This window comes from Flavobacterium sp. 40-81, assembly GCF_001898245.1.
Classification (GTDB): Bacteria; Bacteroidota; Bacteroidia; order Flavobacteriales; family Flavobacteriaceae; genus Flavobacterium; species Flavobacterium inviolabile.
The window spans coordinates 165,439-185,766 of sequence record NZ_MKTM01000041.1 but is presented as its reverse complement, the minus strand read 5'-3'; the positions used below and the strand labels follow the sequence as shown (position 1 = coordinate 185,766).

Sequence of the window (20,328 nt, the reverse complement as noted above, 5' to 3'; positions counted from 1 at the left end):
ATTTTGAATTAAGCATATAAATGGACGAAGAAAATTTAGATCCAATAGAAGAAGGGCAGTCACAAGGGGAACAGTTTTATAATAATCAGGAAACAACTGATAACGATACGATTACGAAAGTAACCGGAATGTATAAAGACTGGTTTCTGGACTATGCTTCCTATGTTATCCTGGAACGTGCAGTTCCGGCAATTGAAGACGGTTTTAAACCGGTACAGCGCCGTATCATGCACTCTATGAAAGAGCTGGATGACGGGCGTTACAATAAGGTTGCCAATGTGGTAGGGCATACCATGCAGTATCACCCTCACGGAGATGCGAGTATTGGTGATGCGATGGTACAGATTGGTCAGAAAGATTTGCTGATCGACACGCAGGGGAACTGGGGAAATATCCTGACCGGCGATGGTGCGGCAGCTTCGCGTTATATTGAAGCCCGTATCAGTAAATTCGGATTGGAAGTATTGTATTCGCCAAAAATTACCCACTGGCAGCTGTCCTATGACGGACGTCGTAACGAACCGATCAATTTACCGGTAAAATTCCCGTTGCTGCTGGCGCAGGGTGGTGAAGGTATTGCCGTAGGTCTTTCTACAAAAGTACTGCCGCACAACTTTAACGAACTGATCGATGCTTCGATAAAAATATTAAAAGGAAAACCGTTTACCCTGTATCCGGATTTTCCAACGGCAGGTATCGCCGATATGTCGGCCTATAACGATGGTGTTAGGGGCGGGCGTGTACGCGTACGTGCCAAGATTTCACAATTAGACAAACAAACACTGGTTATTTCCCAGATTCCTTTTTCGACCAATACCACAACACTGATTGACAGTATTTTAAAAGCGAATGAAAAAGGGAAGATAAAAGTTAAAAAAATTGAAGACAATACGGCTGCCGATGTTGAAATATTAATCCATCTTCCGCCGGGTGTTTCACCGGATAAAACAATTGATGCGCTCTATGCCTTTACCGGCTGTGAAACATCTCTGGCGCCTTTAGGCTGTGTGATCCAGGATAACAAGCCGTTATTTATCGGTGTTTCTGAAATGTTGAAAATCTCAACAAACAGAACGGTAGAATTACTCAAGCGAGAACTGGAAATTCAGTTGGAGGAACTTGAGGAACAATGGCATTTTGCTTCTTTGGAACGTATTTTCATCGAAAACAGGATTTACCGTTTAATTGAGGAAGAAGAAACCTGGGATGGTGTGATTAAAGCCATCGATAAAGGGCTGGCACCACACGTTACCCATTTGAAACGCGCGGTAACCGAAGAAGATATTGTTCGTTTAACGGAAATCCGGATCAAGCGTATCTCGAAATTCGATATTGACAAAGCACAGGAAAAGATCGAAGCTTTGGAAGGAGATATCGCACAGGTAAAATATGATCTGGAACACCTGATCGATTTTACGATTGCCTATTTTACCCGATTAAAAGAGCGTTACGGAAAAGGAAGAGAACGCCAGACCGAGATTCGCAGTTTTGACACCATTGAAGCTACGAAAGTAGTGCTTCGAAATACAAAACTATACGTAAACCGTGAAGAAGGGTTTATTGGTACCGGACTTAAAAAAGACGAGTATGTTGCGGATTGTTCCGATATTGACGATGTGATTGTTTTCCTTCGCGACGGTAACATGATGATCTCCAAAGTAGACGATAAAAAGTTTATCGGGAAAGACATTATTCACGTGGCGGTATTCGACAAAAACGATAAAAGGACAATATACAACATGATTTACCGCGATGGTAAATCCGGGCCTTCCTATGTGAAACGTTTTAATGTTTCCGGGGTAACCCGTGATAAAATGTATGATCTAACGAATGAAACGAAAGGATCGCAGGTGTTGTACTTCTCCCACAATCCGAATGGAGAGGCCGAAGTAGTGACTGTATTGCTGCGTCAGGTGGGCAGTATTAAAAAACTGAAATTCGATCTGGATTTTGCAACCCTGACCATAAAAGGACGGGGCAGTAAAGGAAATACCGTTACCAAATATCCGATTAAAAAAATAGAACTGAAAGAAAAGGGCATTTCCACCTTAAAACCGCGACGCATCTGGTTTGACGATACCGTACAACGATTGAATGTCGATGGCAGGGGAGAGCTTTTAGGAGAATTCCGTCCGAATGACCGGTTGCTGATCATCAATCAGTCCGGAAAACTAAAAACCATCGTACCGGAGCTTACCACGCATTTTGATGAAGATATGGTGGTACTCGAAAAATGGGTTCCTAAAAAACCGGTTTCGGCAATTTATTATGACGGCGAAAAGGAACGCTATTATGTGAAACGATTCCTGATTGAAAACGAAAATAAAGAAGAGGTGTTTATTTCCGAGCATCCTAACTCGCAGCTGGAAATTGTTTCGACCGATTACAGACCGGTAGCAGAGATTGTTTTTGCAAAAGTAAAAGGTGTTCAGAAAGAGAACCAGACGATCGACCTGGAGCAGTTCATTGCGGTAAAAGGTATAAAAGCCTTAGGGAACCAGCTAACGACAGACAAGCTCAAACAGGTTAACCTGCTGGAATCGCTGCCGTATGATCCGCCGGCGGAAGAAATCCCGGAAGAGATTGAAGTTCGCGGCGAAGAAGATTTATCGGATGAAAATGTACAATTGGAAGACGACGGTCAGATTACGCTGACGTTAGACTAATAAAAAAGCCCTCAATTGAGGGCTTTTATTTTTTATTTGCGTTTGCGGATTTTCATGTTGACAAATTCTACTGCCAGCGAGAAAGCAATGGCAAAATAGAGGTAGCCTTTCGGAACCGCACCAATGTGCTGTCCGGCTAATGTAGCCTCCGATAAGTGCATACTTTCCGTGATCAGCATAAAACCGATAAGGATTAAGAATGCCAGTCCCAGAATCTGAATGGAAGGGTTTGAGTTCACAAAGTTTCCAACAGGAACTGCGAACAGCATCATCACCCCGACAGAGATAATTACCGCAGTAATCATAATAACTAAGGCACCGTTAAGACCGTTTGTCATTCCTACAGCAGTAAGGATACTGTCTACAGAGAAAATAAGGTCAATCAGTAATATCTGGAAAATAACATTTCCAAACGATTTGGCCGCAGCCGTTTTGATGTTGTGCTCTTCTTCCCCTTTATGGTCCACTTTTTCATGGATTTCTTTGGTACTTTTATAAATCAGGAATAAACCTCCTAATAATAAAATAAGCGCCTGACCGGTAAAATGCCCGTTAAACCAGCCCCAGTTTACGCTGAATAAAGGTTCTTTCATGGCAATTAGCAACGTGATCCCGAATAATAAGCCTATTCTCATGAACATGGCTAAGAACAATCCGATCCGGGTAGCTTTTTTTCGTTTCTCTTCCGGTAATTTTCCGGTAACGATCGAAATAAAGATAATGTTGTCAATACCCAATACGATTTCAAGGAATGTTAAAGTTAATAAAGCGATCCACGCATCCGGATTTAAGAATACTTCCATTTTAGTTTTTTGTTATTTGGTTTTGGTTTAAAATACAGCTGTTAAACGTAAATTAATCGATTTTTGTTACAGTTCCCTTCTGTTTTTTTGGATCGCCCACAAAAGAGTACTCAAAAGTATAGCCTTTGTTGCTGGTAGTCAGTATTTTCATACTGATGGCTTTTTTATCCTGCATGTTCTTCGGATGCAGTTTTTGCAGGACAAATTCACAATCATTGGTCCAGCGAACGGAAGCCGTGTCGGTTTTTCCATTAAAGGTCTCGATTTGGAGGCTGTCGGTTCTTTCAAATACGGATGTCATGTGTTTGCCGTCTATTTCCTGGGAAAATTCAAATTTTCCGGTTCGGAAATCCTTGCAGTTACGTTCCTGATTGTAGCAGGAAACAAAAACAATAATAAAAGAAAGTAGTGCTATTTTTTTCATTGTAATTTTTTTAACTCTTCGTCGGTAAAGTTTCGTATGGTTTTCTCTTTGGAGAATTTTTCGGCATTATAGGCGTTGGATTTGTTTTTAGGAATCGAAAGACTGTCCCAGTTTCCTTTTTTCAGCATTTTAGCATAAAAAACAATTTGTCCAACATGGTAAGGATAATGGGCTAACTGACGGTTGATCGCTTCCGTAACGGTATGCCCTTCATTGCGGATGTAGATAATTTCCGAAAGCTGTTCCGGCTGCAGGCTGTTTAAAGTGTCGAGCAGGCAATTCCAGCCTTTGTCCCAGGCTGCCTGTAACTCCTCTTTGGTCATAACCGATTCTTCAAACTCTTCATCACGGTTGCGCCACGCTTTCTCCCCATCAGTGGTCAGGAAGTTGGTCCATCGGGAAAGCATATTGCCGGAAAGATGTTTGACAATCATGGCAATGGAATTGGTATCGTCATTTAAAGAAACAAAGAATTGTTCCGGTTCCAGCTGCTCCATGGCTTTTTCGCCTATAGTCTTGTAGTATAGAAACTGTTTTTTGACACTTTCCAGATAGTTGCTGTTGATTTCCATGATTATGATTCTTTATCAAACATGCTGCTGGTAATGGTTCGCAGTCCCAAAAACATAAACCACATTGCGGTAATGCAAACTAAAATCCCCAAACCAAGTACCGGATAAAACAAGGGATTATTTTGATTTTTAAAAGAGCTGTTGATAATAACAGGTCCTAAAAACAGTAACGGTAAGGCTCCGGCCAGATACCGGATCCCTCTGCTTAATACTTTTTTGTTGGTATGCATGATTTTGTGTGTTAAGTTTCGCTAAATACGATTGTAATTGTCAATGGCTTTGCGGACGTTCTGGTGTTCTTCCAGCAGTTTTTGCGCCTCTTCATAGGTAACATTAATCTCGCTCATAATCATCCGGATACCTCTGTCTACCAATTTGTGATTGCTCAGCTGCATGTCCACCATTTTATTGCCTTTCACTTTGCCCAGCTGAATCATCGTTGCGGTAGAAAGCATGTTTAAAACCAGTTTCTGTGCAGTACCGGCTTTCATACGGGAGCTTCCGGTAACAAATTCCGGCCCTACAACAACTTCAACAGGAAATTTTGCCGTTTCGGCTAAAGGACTTCCCTGGTTGCAGGTAATGCATCCGGTGGTAATATTCAGCTGATTGCATTTTTCCAGGCCGCCAATTACATAAGGAGTCGTTCCCGAAGCGGCAATGCCAATCACGACATCGTTTTCGGTCATGTTCCATTCTGACAGGTCTTTCCAGGCCTGTTCGCGGTCATCTTCGGCAAACTCCACCGCTTTCCGGATCGCAGTGTCGCCACCGGCTATTAATCCGATGACCAGGTCGAAAGGAACGCCAAAAGTTGGCGGACATTCGGAAGCATCCACAATTCCCAAACGGCCGGAAGTTCCGGCACCTATGTAGAACAAACGGCCGCCGTTTTTCATTTTGGCAACAATCTCGGTTACCAGAACTTCAATTTGCGGCAGGGCTTTTTCAACAGCCAAAGGAACGGTTTTGTCTTCGTTGTTGATGTTTGTCAGTAATTCCGAAACGGACATTTTTTCTAAATGTTCATATTTCGAAGCTTGCTCGGTGATGCGTGTAAATGACATTGGTGAAACGAAATTAATAGTATTGCTATATTTTATTGATCAGGCTAACAAGAGGGTTAATTGCCCTTTGCCCATTGCTTATTGCTTTTGCCTTTTATTTATTGCTTATTGCCTTTTTATTACCAGTTATCAAATTTACATAAAATAAGCCAGGATTATCCCTAATATAATGGCCGTTAACTTAGCCATATTGAATTTATGGCCTTCGCTGCTTTCAAAAATAATAGTGGACGAAATATGGAATAAGATACCAATTACAATAGCGGTAATCTGACTGTAATATTCGCTGATAAACGGTAAATATCCTGCTAAAAGGGTTCCCAGTGGTGTCATGGAGGCAAATACCATCATGAAAATAAAGATGGCCGTTTTATTCAGGTGCGAATTGATAAAAAAGGTGGTTAATATAATCGCTATCGGGAAATGGTGAATGGCAATTCCCCAGGCTAGATCATGGTGATGGCTTACCGGTAAACCTTCCAGCAAGGCGTGTAAGCACAAACTGATGAATAACGACCACGGAATGTGGTGCATGGTTTCATGTCCGTGAACATGCCCGTGTTCGGCACCTTTCGAAAAATATTCCAGTACGATCTGGAAGACAATCCCGATCATGATAAAAATCCCGACAGGACTGTGGGCGTGATCGTGGCCTTCGTGGGCATGGTTGCTGGCTTCATAAACTTCCGGCAGCAAATGGGAAACCGTCAGCGCCAGCAGGAATGAGCCGCTGAACGCTAATAATAACTTTAGATTCTGTTTATTTTTCGGACGGAAAAAGGTTGCCGCAACATACCCTATAATTACCGATAGTAAAGGAATTAAGTATAGCATATTATTTGAAAATCATTATAAGTCGTTCGGAATCGTTTTTTAAAAATTTACGCAGTTTGTAATCGCCAAATACATCCAGTAAGAATATACCGGCTTCTTCCATCATGGCTTCAAAATCGGCAAGTGTAAGTGCCTTTACTTTTTCTGTAAAATGGAACTGTTCGCCATTGTCTTCAAAGCGGATTTCTTTATAAATATGATTGTCCTTTTCATAACGCTGAATGTGGAAATCGATGCCTTCCACTGTTTTTATTTCTTCCGGCACCAGGTTATTGACCACATGTGTTACGTTCATAAAATCAATAACGGCAAAACCATATTCCGATAAGCTGTCTTTAATTGCCTGTAGCGTAGTCAGGTTGTCGGCATCACTTTCAAAATAGCCGAAGCTGGTAAAAAGATTAAAAATAGCATCAAATTTTTGTTCAAAAGGCAGGCGCATGTCGTGTACCTGAAAATGCAGCGTGTCGTTGGTGTATTGGGAAGCGCTTTTAATGCTGTTTTCGGATAAATCGGCTCCGGTCACATCATAACCCAGCTGATTCAGATAAACCGAATGACGTCCTTTACCGCAGGCTAAATCAAGGATTTTAGCATTTTCCGGCAGGTTAAGGTAGTGGGTCAGGTTATCCATGAATACTTGCGCTTCAGAGTAGTCACGATCCTTATACAGTATGTGATAATAAGGGGTGTCAAACCAGGAAGCATACCAGGTAGTTGTATCTTTTTGCATTTTTTTAGAATTTCAAAATAGTTTAATCAGCGTACTAATTAAAATTAATAATTATTGAGTGTGGTAAACGAAAGTGTAATAAGTTTTACACAAGCCAACAAATTTAGTGTATTTTTGCGGATGTAATTCCAAAATTGCAGTATTTGATTTTGAAATTATGATTTGTTTATAGGAATTTTAGTAGAGAATGAAAGACTTTAAAATGGTAGCCAAAACTTTTTTTGGCTTTGAAGAAATATTAGCCAAAGAATTAACGGTTCTTGGAGCGCAGAAAGTGGAACAGGGAACCCGTATGGTTAGTTTTGTCGGAGATAAAGGCTTCCTATATAAGGCAAACCTGGCGTTGCGCACGGCTTTAAAGATTTTAAAACCGATTTATCATTTTCGTGCGTTTAACGAACAGAGTCTGTACAAAGGAATTCAGGGTGTTGACTGGTCGCAGTATATGTCTGTTCACCAGGCATTTGTTGTGGATGTAACCCTGCATTCGGATTATTTTAACCATTCGCAGTTTGTATCACTGAAAGTAAAAGATGCTATTGTGGATCAGTTTCGTGAAAAATTCGGAAAACGTCCGAATATCAACAAGGATTTTCCGGATCTGAGAATTAATATTCACATTCAAAACGACCAGTGCTCGGTTGCTTTAGACAGTTCCGGGGATTCGTTACACCACAGAGGATACAAGACCGCAACGAATATTGCTCCTATCAATGAAGTACTGGCAGCAGGAATGCTGTTGCTTTCCGGTTGGGAAGGGCAGGGCGATTTTTTAGACCCGATGTGCGGTAGTGGTACCATAGTGGCAGAAGCAGCAATGATTGCCTGTAATATTCCGGCAAACATTAACCGTAAGGAATTTGCTTTCGAACGCTGGAATGACTGGGACAATGATTTGTTCGATCAGATTATGAATTCCCTGATGAAAAAAACCCGGGAATTTCATTATACAATCAAAGGATACGACAAGGCGCCTTCGGCAGTTGCCAAAGCAAAAGACAATATCATCAATGCCAACCTGGATGATTATGTAACCATTTCGCAGGCAAACTTTTTTGAAACCGAAAAAGAAACCCGCGGACCGTTGCACATGGTGTTCAATCCGCCTTACGGCGAAAGACTGGATATCGACATGGAACGTTTTTACAGGGAAATCGGCGATACCTTAAAGCAAAATTACCCGGGAACACACGCCTGGTTTATCACCGCTAATATTGAAGCCCTGAAATTCGTAGGTTTAAAACCTTCGCGTAAAATCAAGCTGTTTAACGGTAAGCTGGAAACCCGTTTCGTAAAATATGAAATGTATGAAGGCAGTAAAAGAACAAAATTTCAAAATCAGAATAACGAATAAAAACCTATAGTATGGCTATGAAACCACAAGTAAAAGCTTTTATATTTCAGTTAACAGGATTTGCTGTTTTGTTTATATTGTTTCGTTTTTTAATAGACGCCTATACTAACCTGCAGGGATTCTGGATTCCGGTTACGGCTTTTGTAGTATCAACCTTGCTGGCACCAAAATTTCAGGCTGTTAAAACCAATGACGGCGAAAAACTTTTTATGAAATGGATTTTTATAAAAGGTATCCGAGAGATTAAATAAAAAGCCAGGGCTTTTAAAGTTATATAAAATCCCGATAGTACTACTGTCGGGATTTTTGTTTTTATCTTCAAAACTTTTTATAAATAGTTTGTAATTATATGTTGAAATGTTATTGAAGACAATCGAAATTATTCATTACTCTATTCAAACGAAAACCCCGATACTTTTTATAATCGGGTTTTTATTCTTAACCTGACTGATTTTAATACTGGCAGGAGGCGAATTGTTTTGTATCACCCTCAACTTCATACAGACTGGTTACTATAGACACGTATAGACCGATATATCCGTTTTGCATTTTAAATTATTTCTTTTTAGAGCTAAACCGAAAATCCAGGTCATAAATACATCGTTTTATAGCATCAATATCCGTAAATAAAACACCAAAAGTCCGTAAGACGCATGCTTATAAATACGTATTTTTATACGTATTGCAACATTTTACGGAAAGCCATAAATATTTTTATCTGGAGAAACATAATATTTGCGATTATTAATAATTTAAGAAAATGAGCCATAGAAAATTACACGCCTGTTTTCCTGTAATGATTTTGATTGTATTTGTCCTGTTCGGTTGCGAACTGGAACGGGATGCAATCAACAAGAAAAGCTATCAGGAAAAGCTAAGCATAAGAAACAGTACGTTTGATATGCTGCTGAAAGAAGAACAATTTATTACAGCCCTTTCAAAACTAAATAAAGGGAAACAGAAAAAAGGAAGTATCGAAAAAACTGTTATGGAAGATGCACACGGATTTTCGATTATGCCTGATATTGCTAAAGTGATTCAGGACGATGCATATACCACCTATACATTTCAGATCAAACGCGAAATCAGCAATCCCACTTTTTTTGAAAACCTTGTCATTAGTATGGATTCATTGAATCAGGCGAATGCGTATCTTGTCAAATACACACCTACAGTACCATTAACACCAAGTGAGGAACATCATTCTTTTCATTTCAAAGGCACGGTCAATATTAAGCAGATTGAATATGACATCACGCCAACTGCAAAAGAATTAAATTGCGTAACGGCAACTGTTTGGATGTGCAATCAGGCATGGACAGCAGGAGGGTCAACAGAACCGCATGTAGCTACACAGTATTGCAATGACTCAAGTCACCTTTTTTCAGTTACGACTGTGGATTGCAGTATGTCTATAGGCGGTGGCGGCAATAGTGGTGCAGGTGGTTCGGGGGACGGTGGTTTTGGCGGCGGCGGCTTGGGTGGTGATGGCGGCTCAACAGGTGGAAATACCGGGGGTGGTCATTCCGGCGGCGGAAGCGGAGGTAGTAATAGCAATACAAATCCTCCAGTTGTAACAACACCCATATTAGACGAAATTGAAAGTACTGCTCCACCGTCAGGATGCAAAACGATTACGAAGCAATTGGAAAAATTTCCGAACCTGAAAGAAAAACTTATCGACCTTGCAGGAACAACATCACAAAGTAACGAAAACGGCATATTTATTGATAAATCAGCAACAACACAAACATCCAATCCCGTACAGACAATTCCGCAGGGTATTGGCGGTATGATTGATATTAATATGAATCCAAGTCAAAAATACGTGATGCTGGCACATACGCATGATGCATACGGAGGAAATGGAAACGGCACATATTCTATATTTTCGTGGGATGATATGGCTGTTTTAAGTCGCTTGGTACAAAATGATAAAATTGATACAGGTGATTTTGTTTTCTATGTTATAACAGCAGATGGAACAAGATATGCTCTTACAATTGATTGCACACTCTGTATTGACAGTTTTAGGTATCCACGCACCAATGCACAAGGAACCATACTGGACATGAAAAAAATTGCAGAAATGGAAAAACTATTTAAAAAATATTATGGAGCCAATGGAACCATTAAAGTAAATTCAAATGTCGAAGATGATAAAAAATCATTTTTAGAGTTTATAAAAGAAGCCAAGTTAGGACTTAATTTATTTGAAGTTGATGCAACATTTTCAGATTTTCAAAAACTGGAATTTGATAGCAAAACATCAAATATTATTAAAAAGCCTTGTTCCAACTAAAATATTCAATTATGAAAAAAATATTTAAATTTAGTGTGTTGTTTTTTCTTTTTTCTTTGTCCGTACAGGCACAACAGGAAAAAATTGAAGCAATTAGCCAATATTTCAATCCCAATTTTAAAAAGAGTATTCTGCTCACTTATTACTATAAGGATATTAATGATTACTTTACTCCATTCATAGGTAAGTGGATTTATCAAAACGGCAGTCAAACCTTTGTTGTGCAATTCACTAAGCAGGAAAAGGTACTTTATCAATCCAGTGGTAATTCAAAATATTTCATGGATGAATTGATCGGACATTACAAACTGGTTCAAAATTATGGGGCTACAAATGAACAAATCATATATACATCTCAAATCAATGCAGGAAATTCAATAACCCCTTGGGTGACGATTATATTTGGTGCGCCATTACAACAATATCTCTTGGATGGTACTATTTATGACGTGAATACACCTTATACGGATGATAATCCACTTGGTTTAAAAGGCATACTTAAAATGAGTATCAGCCCATCCAATACAAACAGCGCGCAATGGAATATTACACTTCCGTCCGGTCTTCATAATTCGGCTAATACAGGTATATTCACAATACCAACCAATGTCACATTAACAAAGGTCAATTAGATATATAAAGTTAGCCCAAATTTTTTGAGCTATTTAAAGTTGATGAAATATTTCCAAAAACTGGAACTTGAAAGCAAGACATCAAACATAATTAAAAAACCATGTCCAAATTAAACATATACACCATGAGAAAAATATTCAGTCTTGGTTTGCTATTATTTGTTGCTTCTTTCTCTTATGCCCAAGTAGAAAAAGTGGAAGAAATGCGGCAACACTATAATCCGAACTTCAAAAAAAGCTCTTTATTCATTTATTACTACAAGGACATCAACAACTATTTTACGCCATTTATCGGCACATGGATTTACCAGAACGCCAATCAAACCTTTGTTATACGGTTCTGGAAAGAAACCAAAGTTGATTATACTGAGGAAGCCCCGAAATATTATACAGACGAATTGCGAGGGCATTACAAGCTTGTACAAAATTACGGTCAGCCGAACGAGCAGATAATTTATACCTCACAAAAAAACATTGGCAATTCAATTACACCATGGCCGACTATAGTAATAGCAAATCAGCCAGTCCAACCTCATATTATGAACGGGAATATTTTTGACGTTACCGGCCCGGTAAATCCTGCATATCCAACAGGAGTAATGGGAGATTTGGATATGAGAATAAATCCTGCTAATCCAAATACGGCACAATGGAAAGTTACCTTACCCCAAGGAATGCGTGGGATGGATCAGCCAAAAACATTTACAATACCGACCAACGTCACATTAACAAAGGTGAATTAGAAATTCTTATTACTCCGGATGAAAAGATTACTATTTTTATTGGTATTGTTTTTATTTTCGTGTACATCACAGGAAAAAATCGTTTCTATAAAAGATCGTTATACTGTAAACACCCAAAAAGACCGTAAAATACGTTACTACTTTAAAGACACTCAAAAGTATTTTGAACCGTTTGTCGGCACTTGGATTTAACAGGATTTGCTGTTTTATATTGTTTCGTTTTTTAATAGACGCCTATACCAACCTGCAGGGATTCTGGATTCCGGTTACGGCTTTTGTAGTATCAACCTTGCTGGCACCAAAATTTCAGGCTGTTAAAACCAATGACGGCGAAAAACTTTTTATGAAATGGATTTTTATAAAAGGTATCCGAGAGATTAAATAAAAAGCCAGGGCTTTTAAAGCGATATAAAATCCCGATAGTACTACTGTCGGGATTTTTTTATGGATTTAATATAACGTATTGTGAATTTATGAGGTGTTGTAAGCAAATACAACAGTTATTTTAACGGGTGTTTTATTTGTAATTATTAGTGATGATTTGTTGGTAGACTTGAAAAAAGTATGAAAAATTTTAAATAATTTAAAATATATAAGAAAATTACAACAAAATAAATTAGATTTACGTTAAAATTAACAAATAACAAGTTGGCATGAAAAAGCTTCTTCTTTTTTTATTAATTCTTAACGGAGTGCTCTTAAACGCACAGAACGATAGAATACTTTTTACTTACGATGCGGCCGGTAATCAGATTAAACGAGCCATTTGTATTAATTGCAGTACAGGAAAACAAGCAATTGATAAATCGGATCTGACAGCTGCAGATTTAATTAAAAGCGATATCTCCGATAAAATTTTCTACTATCCGAATCCGGTTCAGGAGGAATTATATGTAAAATGGATTTTAATAGAAGATAAAAAAGTTGAAAATATTTCGGTTTACAACATGAACGGGGCATTACTTCAAAAATTCACTGATTTTAAGACCGATAATTTGCAGCGTATTCCATTTTCGGATTATCCGGGAGGAATGTATATAGTAGCAATACTATATAATAACGGCGAAAGGAAAGATTTGAAAATTTTGAAAAGATAAGTAATGAGAAAAATTATATTTACCACATTAAGTATTGTTTGTTGTTTGGCTGTTAATGCTCAGGATTTAGGCGGAACAAAAGTTGCCGGAACCAGGCCTATTGAAAGAAAATCCACTACTATCGAAGAGGGGCAGATGGATGCAACGACAACACTAACGCCAAGCTTTCCCGGACCTACTGGCAACTCAGCAGAAGTGGGAATTACTGAAGGAGCATTGTCGGTTTCATTAACAGGAGCGGCAACCTATAATATACCTATAGCAGTTCCACCGGGAATTAACGGAGTGGTTCCCCAGATCAGTTTAACTTATAGTAGTCAGGAAGGAAATGGACTTGCAGGTTATGGCTGGAATATAACAGGGATTTCCAGTATTACAAGAATTCCTTCTAATAAATTTCATGACAATAATATTAGTGTGATTAATGGCGGTACCGGCGATCGGTTTGCATTAGATGGACAAAGATTAATCCCTAAAGATGGCGGAAATTATTATAAACCCGGAGGCGGACAGGGAGTAAAATATGAAACCGAAAATTTCTCCAATATTAAGGTTACTTCTTATAATATAACAAACAGTCCGGTAAGTGTGGCGGAGTTTAAGGTTGAATATCCTGACGGGTCTGTTGCCATATATGGTGGCTTTTCTACTCATGTGTCCACCACCACCTGGGCCTTGAAGTATTGGGAAAATCCACAGGGAGTACGCATTAGTTATAGTTATGTGCTGGAAAACAATAATTTAAGGATAGCCAGTATAAAATATGGAACTATGGGTACCATTGCTCCCATAAACGAAATACAGTTTGTATATCAAAACCGGCAGCGACCGGAACAAGCTTATATTGGAGGGCAAAATATTCTGAATGACAAAATACTTAAAGAAATTAAAGTTATTGGAAACGGGATCGGATTCCGAAACTATTATTTAGCTCATGATATTACCTCATTGGGGTATGAAAGACTGATCAGCATTACCGAAAAGTGCGGAGATAATTCAGCAGGTTACAATCCTACAGTTTTTAGTTATGATAATACACCTGAATCTATTGCATATAGTGCTATGACAACAAGTTTGTCTGTTGGTAGTATAAGAGTGGATAATTCGGCAACGGTTTCCGGAGATTTTGACGGTGATGGCAATATGGATTTTTTATTATATCCGACAAACGGGGATAATGCCAAGAAAAAATTCTGGCTTTTTACAGAAATAGCCGGCGGATCGTTAAACATGGGATGGGAGGTGCCTTGTGGATCTTTTGAAGAAATTTTTCCATCAACATGGTTAACATGGAACAACAAGCTGGCTCCGTTTCAGGGTATGACAGCAGTTCAGAGCGCACCGATGGTACCCTATATCAATAATCTGAATATAAATACGTACTATCTTGCTCCTTATGGGGTTTACCTGCAATATCAAAAAGCAATTCAATTTCCGGATTTATTAAAGCGAAAGTACCTTAGTGGCGATTTTAACGGCGATGGACTTACAGATGTTATTGCTGTAGACTGGAGTGGAACGTCATCCAATAGAAATGCTTATTTTATTGATTTAGACAGAAGGAAAACGACAAATTATATGAACCTTGCAGGGGTTATTGCCAATGTTTCATCTGAAGATAAACTTGAAACCGGGGATTTTAACGGTGATGGAAAAACAGATATATTGTTTATAGATGGCAATAATGCTAATTATTCTGCCAAGGTGTATACGCTGAATAGTGATAATCAGCTTGTATTGTTATGGAGTACAGTCATTAAAAATCCGACAAAAATAGTTTTATTCGGGGACTATAACGGAGACGGAAAAACGGATTTCATGCTTCCTAACGGGAATGCTTCGTCGTCCTCATATTGGTATAAATATACTTCCACCGGAACAGCGTTTATTGAGGAAAATCAAAGTTATCCCGGATTAGAATATTGGACTCCTTATGGAATAGACATCTACCATTATATTCCATCGGATATTAATAATGATGGGAAAACAGATATACTTTATGTTACTTGTAGCGGCGATTCAACAAGCAGTTCCGGATTAGGAAATATAAGAGTTCGTCCTTTTATAAATAAAAATGGAGTCTTTGGTCAGGTATACGGGCAGTATTATGCCGGAAATACCGGAAATACACCAGGAATTAACAAATTTGCTCTTCCGATTTTTTATACATCAAATCAGCCCAATAAGAAACTGGAAATAGCCTTTGCAAATTATAATAAGCTGCATTATTTTAAATCTCAGAAAGATTTTGGTAAAGAGCGGTTATTAAGAGCAATCACTACCGGAAACGGCGTTAAGGAGATTATTAGTTATAGTCCTTTGGTAGGAGCAACCACATCTCAAAACGGATATGACATTCCTTACAGAGCCAGCGGTTATACCGAAAATTATCCTAATACCGATATTATTATGGCTCCGACTTTTCAAATTGTATCACAACTTGAAAAAGTCAGTAAATCGGTTTATAAAAAGCAATTGTTCAAATATTATGGAGCAGTAACAAATCTTGAGGGACTTGGATTTCTTGGATTTCGTAGTGTAATGCGTACAAACTGGTTTGATGATAACGGTACGCAAATCATTTCGACTGTTTCTAAAAATGATATTGGTTTAAGAGGAACAAATATTGAAAACTATTCCCTGCCGGGCATTGTTCTTCCGGGTGATTTAGCACCCATAACAAATTATATCTCAAAAAGCAGCAATACATATAATATGGTCAATGGCGTATTTGAGGATCCATTACAGTTTAATAAAGTTTACAAATTAAAAAGTACCATTACTCAGAACTTTAACGGATTAGATAATACCCGTAGTGAAACGGAAACTACTTATGATGCATACAATAATCCTGTAACATCCGTAACAAAACTATACAAAGAAAATGTACACGAGCAAACAGCTGTAGGTTCAATAGCTTATAATGCTCCTTCCGTAACGCCTCATATTATCGGAAGACCCATAAGCAAAACTCAGGCGATAACCATATATCCCGGTCAGGGATTACCGAATGAAGACACCAGCAGTTCGGAAGAATTGTACACCTATACAAATAATCTGCTCACACAGGTAAAGAAAAAAATAAACAGTACGCCTCATGTTACTGAGGATAATGAATATGATTCTTTCGGAAACATCAAAAAGAAAAAAGTAACGGCTGGATCCCTTACTCCGAGGGAAACAAAATACGATTATGATCCGTCGGGACGTTTCCTGATAAAAAGCTATGATACGGAGAATCTGATTTCAGAATTTGAATTCAATACAAGTAATGGTGTCCTGAATTGGGAGAAGAACCCATATTTACTGCAAACGAAATTTTTCTATGACAAATGGCTTAAAAAAATAAAGACCACAGATTATTTAGGTGTTTCCAAGAATTATACCTATTCTAAAAATGCGGAAAAAACGTTTATAACTGAAACCAAAACACCTGATGATGGCAGTGCCAGTAATGAAGTTTATGACGATTTGGGAAGGAAAATTAAATCGGGAGCGAAAAATATAAACGGAAATTGGGCCTGTATCGATTATTTATATGATATCTACGATAGAAATTTCAAGGTGAGTGAACTGTATTTCGGAGACCCTGCCACCGGTAATTCCGGAGCAACGCAGTGGAACGAAACGCAATATGACATGTATGGAAGAGTAAGTAAAAATATAGCCTATACCGGTAAAACGATTACGATGACTTATGCCGGTTTAACCACAACAATTAATGATGGGGTGAAAACCAAAACATCGGTTAAAAATGCCATCGGACGTGTGGTTGCTATGACTGATGCTCCGGGAGGAACGATTAATTACACCTATTTTGCCAACGGGAATTTAAAAACGTCAGATTACGGAGGGGTGATTACAACGATAACATTGGACAATTGGGGAAGAAAAAAGACCTTAACAGATCCGGCTGCGGGAACGTATGAATATACCTATAACGATTTTGGAGAAACCCTGACGGAGAAAACACCAAAAGGAATTACAACTTATGATCTTGATGCCGTTGGAAAAGTTAACTGGAAAACAATCGTAGGTATTAATGGGGATAATACCAATTCCAAAACCACAAATACGTATGATCCTGCTACAAAATTGCTGACAGCAGTGAAGTTTGAAAATCTTTCTGAAGGGTATGTGATAAATTATTCTTACGGTTATGACCAATACAAAAGGCTGAACTTTAAGGATGAAAGCGGTTATCTGGCCTATTACCAGCAAGCGACCCAGTTTGATGCTTTTGGCCGTCCGGAAAAAGAATTATATACCGCAATCAATACTTCCGATTTAAAGCGTTCGGATAAATGGATCAAGAAAACCTATAAAAATGGCTATCATTACCAGATTGTAGACGATGCAACGCAGAAGGTTTTATGGCAGGCCAATACTGTAAACGAAAGAGGACAATTGCTTACAGCACAGTACGGATATGATAACGGTAGCTTTGTTGGTCAGGAGACACATAGTTATGACACCTATGGACTACCGGCATCAACAAGTTACAGAACAGCAAATGGAAGTTATTCTTCGGCAGTTCCGTTCATGACGCTTACCACAGCATTTGATCCGCAGCGGGGTAATTTATTAAGCAGAACGAACAGTATGTTTGGCTGGAGTGAAGATTTTTCAAATGCCTACGACCAACAGGATCGGTTAATCAAGTATAAAGACGCTAATGGGGTTTATGTAACTCAGAGCTATGACGATCGTGGCAGGATAACAGCGAACAATATCGGAACGTATAATTACAATGTTATTAATAGCACAAGTGGTGTTTCAAGTCCGTATCAGGCCAGTTCCGTAACACTTGCAGATGCTGCAACAACGGCATATTATAATGGAAGGGAACAGAATATCGGGTATAATGCTTTTAAAAGCCCTGTTTGGATAACGGAAGAAGGAAAGGAAAATATAGATTACCAGTATAATGCCTTCGATGGCAGATGTACAATGTATTATGGCGGTTTAGAAGCTGATAAAACAGCAAGGAAATACAGGAAATTCTATTCTGCCGACGGCAGTATGGAGATAAAACGAAACCTGCTCACTGATACCGTTGAGTTTATAACCTATATAGGCGGTAATGCCTATACGGCTCCGGTAGTTTTAAAAAGTGACGGAACAACTCAAAATTACCTTTACCTGCACAGGGATTATCAGGGAAGTATTTTAGCAATAACAAATGCTAACGGACAGGTTCTGGAAAAACGACTTTTTGATGCCTGGGGTGCTTTGATAAAATATAACAATATAGCAGGTTCCACGACTGTTCCAACGACATCCGACGGACTGCTGCTGGACAGAGGATATATCGGTCATGAACACTTGTTAGGAGTAGGGCTGATTAATATGAACGCAAGGCTGTATGATCCTAGATTGCATCGTTTTCTGTCGCCGGATAACTACGTACAGGATCCCAATAATACGCAGAGTTATAACAGGTATGCCTATTGCTGGAACAATCCGTTAAAATATGCCGATTATAACGGAGAATGGTTTGGATGGGACGATTTAATAGTGGCTGCGGTGAGTTTTGTTGTTGGTTATGTTTCAAGTGGTATTCAAACCGGGCAATGGGGATGGAGTTCTGTACAATCCGGACTTATCAGTGCAGCTGTCGGCTGGGTTGCCTATAATACCGCCGGAAGCTCATCGGGGATTACCGCCGGAAGCGGCTCCCTGAATGCCCCGATGTGGGATTTCCTGGCCACATCTGCTGCCAGTTCGGCAATTAGTTTGCTGTATCCGCCTATAGGTATTCAGATTAATAATTTCTCATTTAGCATTTCACCGGCAATTGCTTTTGGAAATACATCCGGTGTGGGTGTTAATTTAAGCGCAACCTTCAGTAATGGCGATTTTAGCCTTTCGGGAGGGATTGGTATTATGAGTAATAGTAATTATAACGGATTAGGGAAAAATGGATATGAAATCAGAAAATCAATTTTAGCCAGTTATGATAACGGGAAAAACGGATTTAGTTTAGGATTTAATAAATGGGAAGGTGATTTTGCCCAAAGAACCGGCGTTGTAGGTCTTCATTTTGGCGATTTCAGAGTAATGTATGAAAATGACGGTTCAATAGGCGGTTTAGGAGATGGAGGGGATAGTTATAGGACTGCAGCATTAAATTTATCCTTGGGTGATTTTACAGCCGGATTTAATTTAATGACAGGATATCGGGATTATGAAGGAGAAGATGGCTCGGTAAAGACCCATAGAGACCCTTTGTGTGTAGACGATTTTGGCAGAAGAATGCCTAATGGATTAGCAAAAGAAGAAGGACCAAAATACAGACTTGGCGCGCTCACTGTAGGCTATAAAGGGTATAGAGTTGGAGTGAATAGTGAGCACATTCGTCATGCTATCCAGGATCAGGCAATACATAACCTTAGAATTCCATGGTTTAACGGGAAATCTATTTTTGATAAAAGACAAATGGGGTTTGAAAACCAGTCATGGGACTGGAAAGGCTATGGTCAGTATAGAACACAAAATATATTTACATCATGGTAACCAGAGTGTCGGTGGCCTTTATACTGCTGTTGACTGTTTCAGGCTGTTGCTATAATGGCAAATTGTCGGATTATGGGCTGCCGAGGAAAGCAATTGCTAAATTGAAAAATAGTACCATCGACTATAGTAAAATTGATACTATGGCTTTGTATAAAGCAGAAGCCGGTTTCAATATTAACAGCCTGACAAAAGAATACACATATTATGAAAAGGATGTGAATAATAGTTACCCTTATGTTTCCTATCTGAAATTTTACCAGGATGGTAAATTGGGAGTGTTTATTATTCCAAAGACAGATACATTAGCATTACAAAGAGATTTTTTTAATCCGGTAAAAGCAAAAATGGGCTATTATAATATGAATGGAAAGGTTCTCAAAATCAGGATAGCCACTATAGGGGATTGTACATTATATATTAGCGATAGCGAAGGAACAATTCAAAATGATACTCTGAAAATGCTGAATAAAAATTATTCGGGCAAAATTTATAAAAAAGTAACCGTACCCAAAAGCCTGTTAGAAAAATGGAAGCCGGATTGGTAAACCATTTATTGGTGTAGCAGGTAGATGAGGTAACTGTTCG

17 protein-coding genes are annotated in these 20,328 nt (G+C 38.8%); 10 read left to right on the top strand and 7 right to left on the bottom strand.

Annotated features, from left to right (window positions below; genetic code table 11):
- The first annotated feature begins 20 nt into the window (after window positions 1–20).
- Window positions 21–2,666: a DNA gyrase/topoisomerase IV subunit A gene (locus BGO42_RS16540; RefSeq protein ID WP_177735726.1), complete on the top strand. Its 2,646-nt coding sequence runs from the start codon at window positions 21–23 to the stop codon at window positions 2,664–2,666.
- A gap of 32 nt (window positions 2,667–2,698) precedes the next feature.
- Here BGO42_RS16540 and BGO42_RS16535 read toward each other — a convergent pair whose 3' ends face one another.
- The 7 genes from BGO42_RS16535 to BGO42_RS16505 form a co-directional block, all read right to left on the bottom strand.
- Window positions 2,699–3,469, bottom strand: a complete 771-nt coding sequence (locus BGO42_RS16535; protein ID WP_177735724.1) for a TerC family protein — start codon at window positions 3,467–3,469, stop codon at window positions 2,699–2,701.
- 52 nt (window positions 3,470–3,521) lie between these two features.
- Complete coding sequence (locus BGO42_RS16530; protein WP_177735722.1) at window positions 3,522–3,893, bottom strand: DNA topoisomerase IV; 372 nt, start codon at window positions 3,891–3,893, stop codon at window positions 3,522–3,524.
- Window positions 3,890–4,465, bottom strand: coding sequence for a DUF1572 family protein (locus BGO42_RS16525; RefSeq protein WP_273243757.1), 576 nt, complete (start codon window positions 4,463–4,465; stop codon window positions 3,890–3,892). Before BGO42_RS16525 ends, BGO42_RS16530 begins: the two co-directional genes overlap by 4 nt.
- A gap of 2 nt (window positions 4,466–4,467) precedes the next feature.
- A complete protein-coding gene (locus BGO42_RS16520; protein WP_177735718.1) occupies window positions 4,468–4,695 on the bottom strand; it encodes a DUF6095 family protein in 228 nt (75 codons plus the stop codon).
- A gap of 21 nt (window positions 4,696–4,716) precedes the next feature.
- The gene (murQ, locus tag BGO42_RS16515) at window positions 4,717–5,532 is read right to left on the bottom strand and encodes an N-acetylmuramic acid 6-phosphate etherase (protein WP_177735716.1); all 816 of its coding nucleotides are present in this window, start codon (window positions 5,530–5,532) and stop codon (window positions 4,717–4,719) included.
- Between the two features lie 135 nt (window positions 5,533–5,667).
- Entirely contained in the window at window positions 5,668–6,366 is a 699-nt protein-coding gene (locus tag BGO42_RS16510) for a ZIP family metal transporter (protein WP_273243754.1), read from the bottom strand.
- Between the two features lies 1 nt (window position 6,367).
- Window positions 6,368–7,099, bottom strand: coding sequence for a class I SAM-dependent methyltransferase (locus tag BGO42_RS16505; RefSeq protein WP_273243753.1), 732 nt, complete (start codon window positions 7,097–7,099; stop codon window positions 6,368–6,370).
- Between the two features lie 187 nt (window positions 7,100–7,286).
- Between BGO42_RS16505 and BGO42_RS16500 the strand changes: the two genes are divergently transcribed.
- From BGO42_RS16500 to BGO42_RS16460, 9 genes are all read left to right on the top strand, one after another.
- Window positions 7,287–8,453 carry a THUMP domain-containing class I SAM-dependent RNA methyltransferase gene (locus tag BGO42_RS16500; protein WP_273243751.1) on the top strand — a complete coding sequence of 389 codons (1,167 nt, stop codon included), beginning with the start codon at window positions 7,287–7,289 and terminating at the stop codon, window positions 8,451–8,453.
- Window positions 8,454–8,470: 17 nt separating this feature from the next.
- Window positions 8,471–8,704, top strand: coding sequence for a hypothetical protein (locus BGO42_RS16495; RefSeq protein ID WP_286749534.1), 234 nt, complete (start codon window positions 8,471–8,473; stop codon window positions 8,702–8,704).
- Window positions 8,705–9,213: 509 nt separating this feature from the next.
- Window positions 9,214–10,755 carry a hypothetical protein gene (locus BGO42_RS16490; RefSeq protein ID WP_273243749.1) on the top strand — a complete coding sequence of 514 codons (1,542 nt, stop codon included), beginning with the start codon at window positions 9,214–9,216 and terminating at the stop codon, window positions 10,753–10,755.
- An 11-nt stretch (window positions 10,756–10,766) separates the two neighbouring features.
- On the top strand, window positions 10,767–11,387 hold the full coding sequence (locus tag BGO42_RS16485; RefSeq protein WP_177735704.1) for a DUF6705 family protein: 621 nt from the start codon (window positions 10,767–10,769) through the stop codon (window positions 11,385–11,387).
- A gap of 125 nt (window positions 11,388–11,512) precedes the next feature.
- Window positions 11,513–12,130, top strand: a complete 618-nt coding sequence (locus BGO42_RS16480; RefSeq protein WP_273243747.1) for a DUF6705 family protein — start codon at window positions 11,513–11,515, stop codon at window positions 12,128–12,130.
- 172 nt (window positions 12,131–12,302) lie between these two features.
- Window positions 12,303–12,515: a hypothetical protein gene (locus BGO42_RS16475; protein WP_286749533.1), complete on the top strand. Its 213-nt coding sequence runs from the start codon at window positions 12,303–12,305 to the stop codon at window positions 12,513–12,515.
- A gap of 268 nt (window positions 12,516–12,783) precedes the next feature.
- Window positions 12,784–13,227 (top strand): T9SS type A sorting domain-containing protein, encoded by a 444-nt coding sequence (locus BGO42_RS16470; protein WP_273243745.1) that lies wholly within the window; start codon window positions 12,784–12,786, stop codon window positions 13,225–13,227.
- Between the two features lie 3 nt (window positions 13,228–13,230).
- Window positions 13,231–19,743 (top strand): polymorphic toxin type 23 domain-containing protein, encoded by a 6,513-nt coding sequence (locus tag BGO42_RS16465; RefSeq protein ID WP_273243744.1) that lies wholly within the window; start codon window positions 13,231–13,233, stop codon window positions 19,741–19,743.
- Window positions 19,737–20,288 (top strand): hypothetical protein, encoded by a 552-nt coding sequence (locus BGO42_RS16460; protein ID WP_246297007.1) that lies wholly within the window; start codon window positions 19,737–19,739, stop codon window positions 20,286–20,288. Before BGO42_RS16465 ends, BGO42_RS16460 begins: the two co-directional genes overlap by 7 nt.
- Window positions 20,289–20,328 lie beyond the last annotated feature (40 nt).

Excerpts from the sequence above, each read along its gene's own strand:
- BGO42_RS16540 (WP_177735726.1), top strand. The coding sequence starts at position 21 with ATGGACGAAGAAAATTTAGATCCAATAGAAGAAGGGCAGTCACAAGGG.
- BGO42_RS16535 (WP_177735724.1), bottom strand. The coding sequence starts at position 3,469 with ATGGAAGTATTCTTAAATCCGGATGCGTGGATCGCTTTATTAACTTTA.
- BGO42_RS16530 (WP_177735722.1), bottom strand. The coding sequence starts at position 3,893 with ATGAAAAAAATAGCACTACTTTCTTTTATTATTGTTTTTGTTTCCTGC.
- BGO42_RS16525 (WP_273243757.1), bottom strand. The coding sequence starts at position 4,465 with ATGGAAATCAACAGCAACTATCTGGAAAGTGTCAAAAAACAGTTTCTA.
- BGO42_RS16520 (WP_177735718.1), bottom strand. The coding sequence starts at position 4,695 with ATGCATACCAACAAAAAAGTATTAAGCAGAGGGATCCGGTATCTGGCC.
- murQ (WP_177735716.1), bottom strand. The coding sequence starts at position 5,532 with ATGTCATTTACACGCATCACCGAGCAAGCTTCGAAATATGAACATTTA.
- BGO42_RS16510 (WP_273243754.1), bottom strand. The coding sequence starts at position 6,366 with ATGCTATACTTAATTCCTTTACTATCGGTAATTATAGGGTATGTTGCG.
- BGO42_RS16505 (WP_273243753.1), bottom strand. The coding sequence starts at position 7,099 with ATGCAAAAAGATACAACTACCTGGTATGCTTCCTGGTTTGACACCCCT.
- BGO42_RS16500 (WP_273243751.1), top strand. The coding sequence starts at position 7,287 with ATGAAAGACTTTAAAATGGTAGCCAAAACTTTTTTTGGCTTTGAAGAA.
- BGO42_RS16495 (WP_286749534.1), top strand. The coding sequence starts at position 8,471 with ATGAAACCACAAGTAAAAGCTTTTATATTTCAGTTAACAGGATTTGCT.
- BGO42_RS16490 (WP_273243749.1), top strand. The coding sequence starts at position 9,214 with ATGAGCCATAGAAAATTACACGCCTGTTTTCCTGTAATGATTTTGATT.
- BGO42_RS16485 (WP_177735704.1), top strand. The coding sequence starts at position 10,767 with ATGAAAAAAATATTTAAATTTAGTGTGTTGTTTTTTCTTTTTTCTTTG.
- BGO42_RS16480 (WP_273243747.1), top strand. The coding sequence starts at position 11,513 with ATGAGAAAAATATTCAGTCTTGGTTTGCTATTATTTGTTGCTTCTTTC.
- BGO42_RS16470 (WP_273243745.1), top strand. The coding sequence starts at position 12,784 with ATGAAAAAGCTTCTTCTTTTTTTATTAATTCTTAACGGAGTGCTCTTA.
- BGO42_RS16465 (WP_273243744.1), top strand. The coding sequence starts at position 13,231 with ATGAGAAAAATTATATTTACCACATTAAGTATTGTTTGTTGTTTGGCT.
- BGO42_RS16460 (WP_246297007.1), top strand. The coding sequence starts at position 19,737 with ATGGTAACCAGAGTGTCGGTGGCCTTTATACTGCTGTTGACTGTTTCA.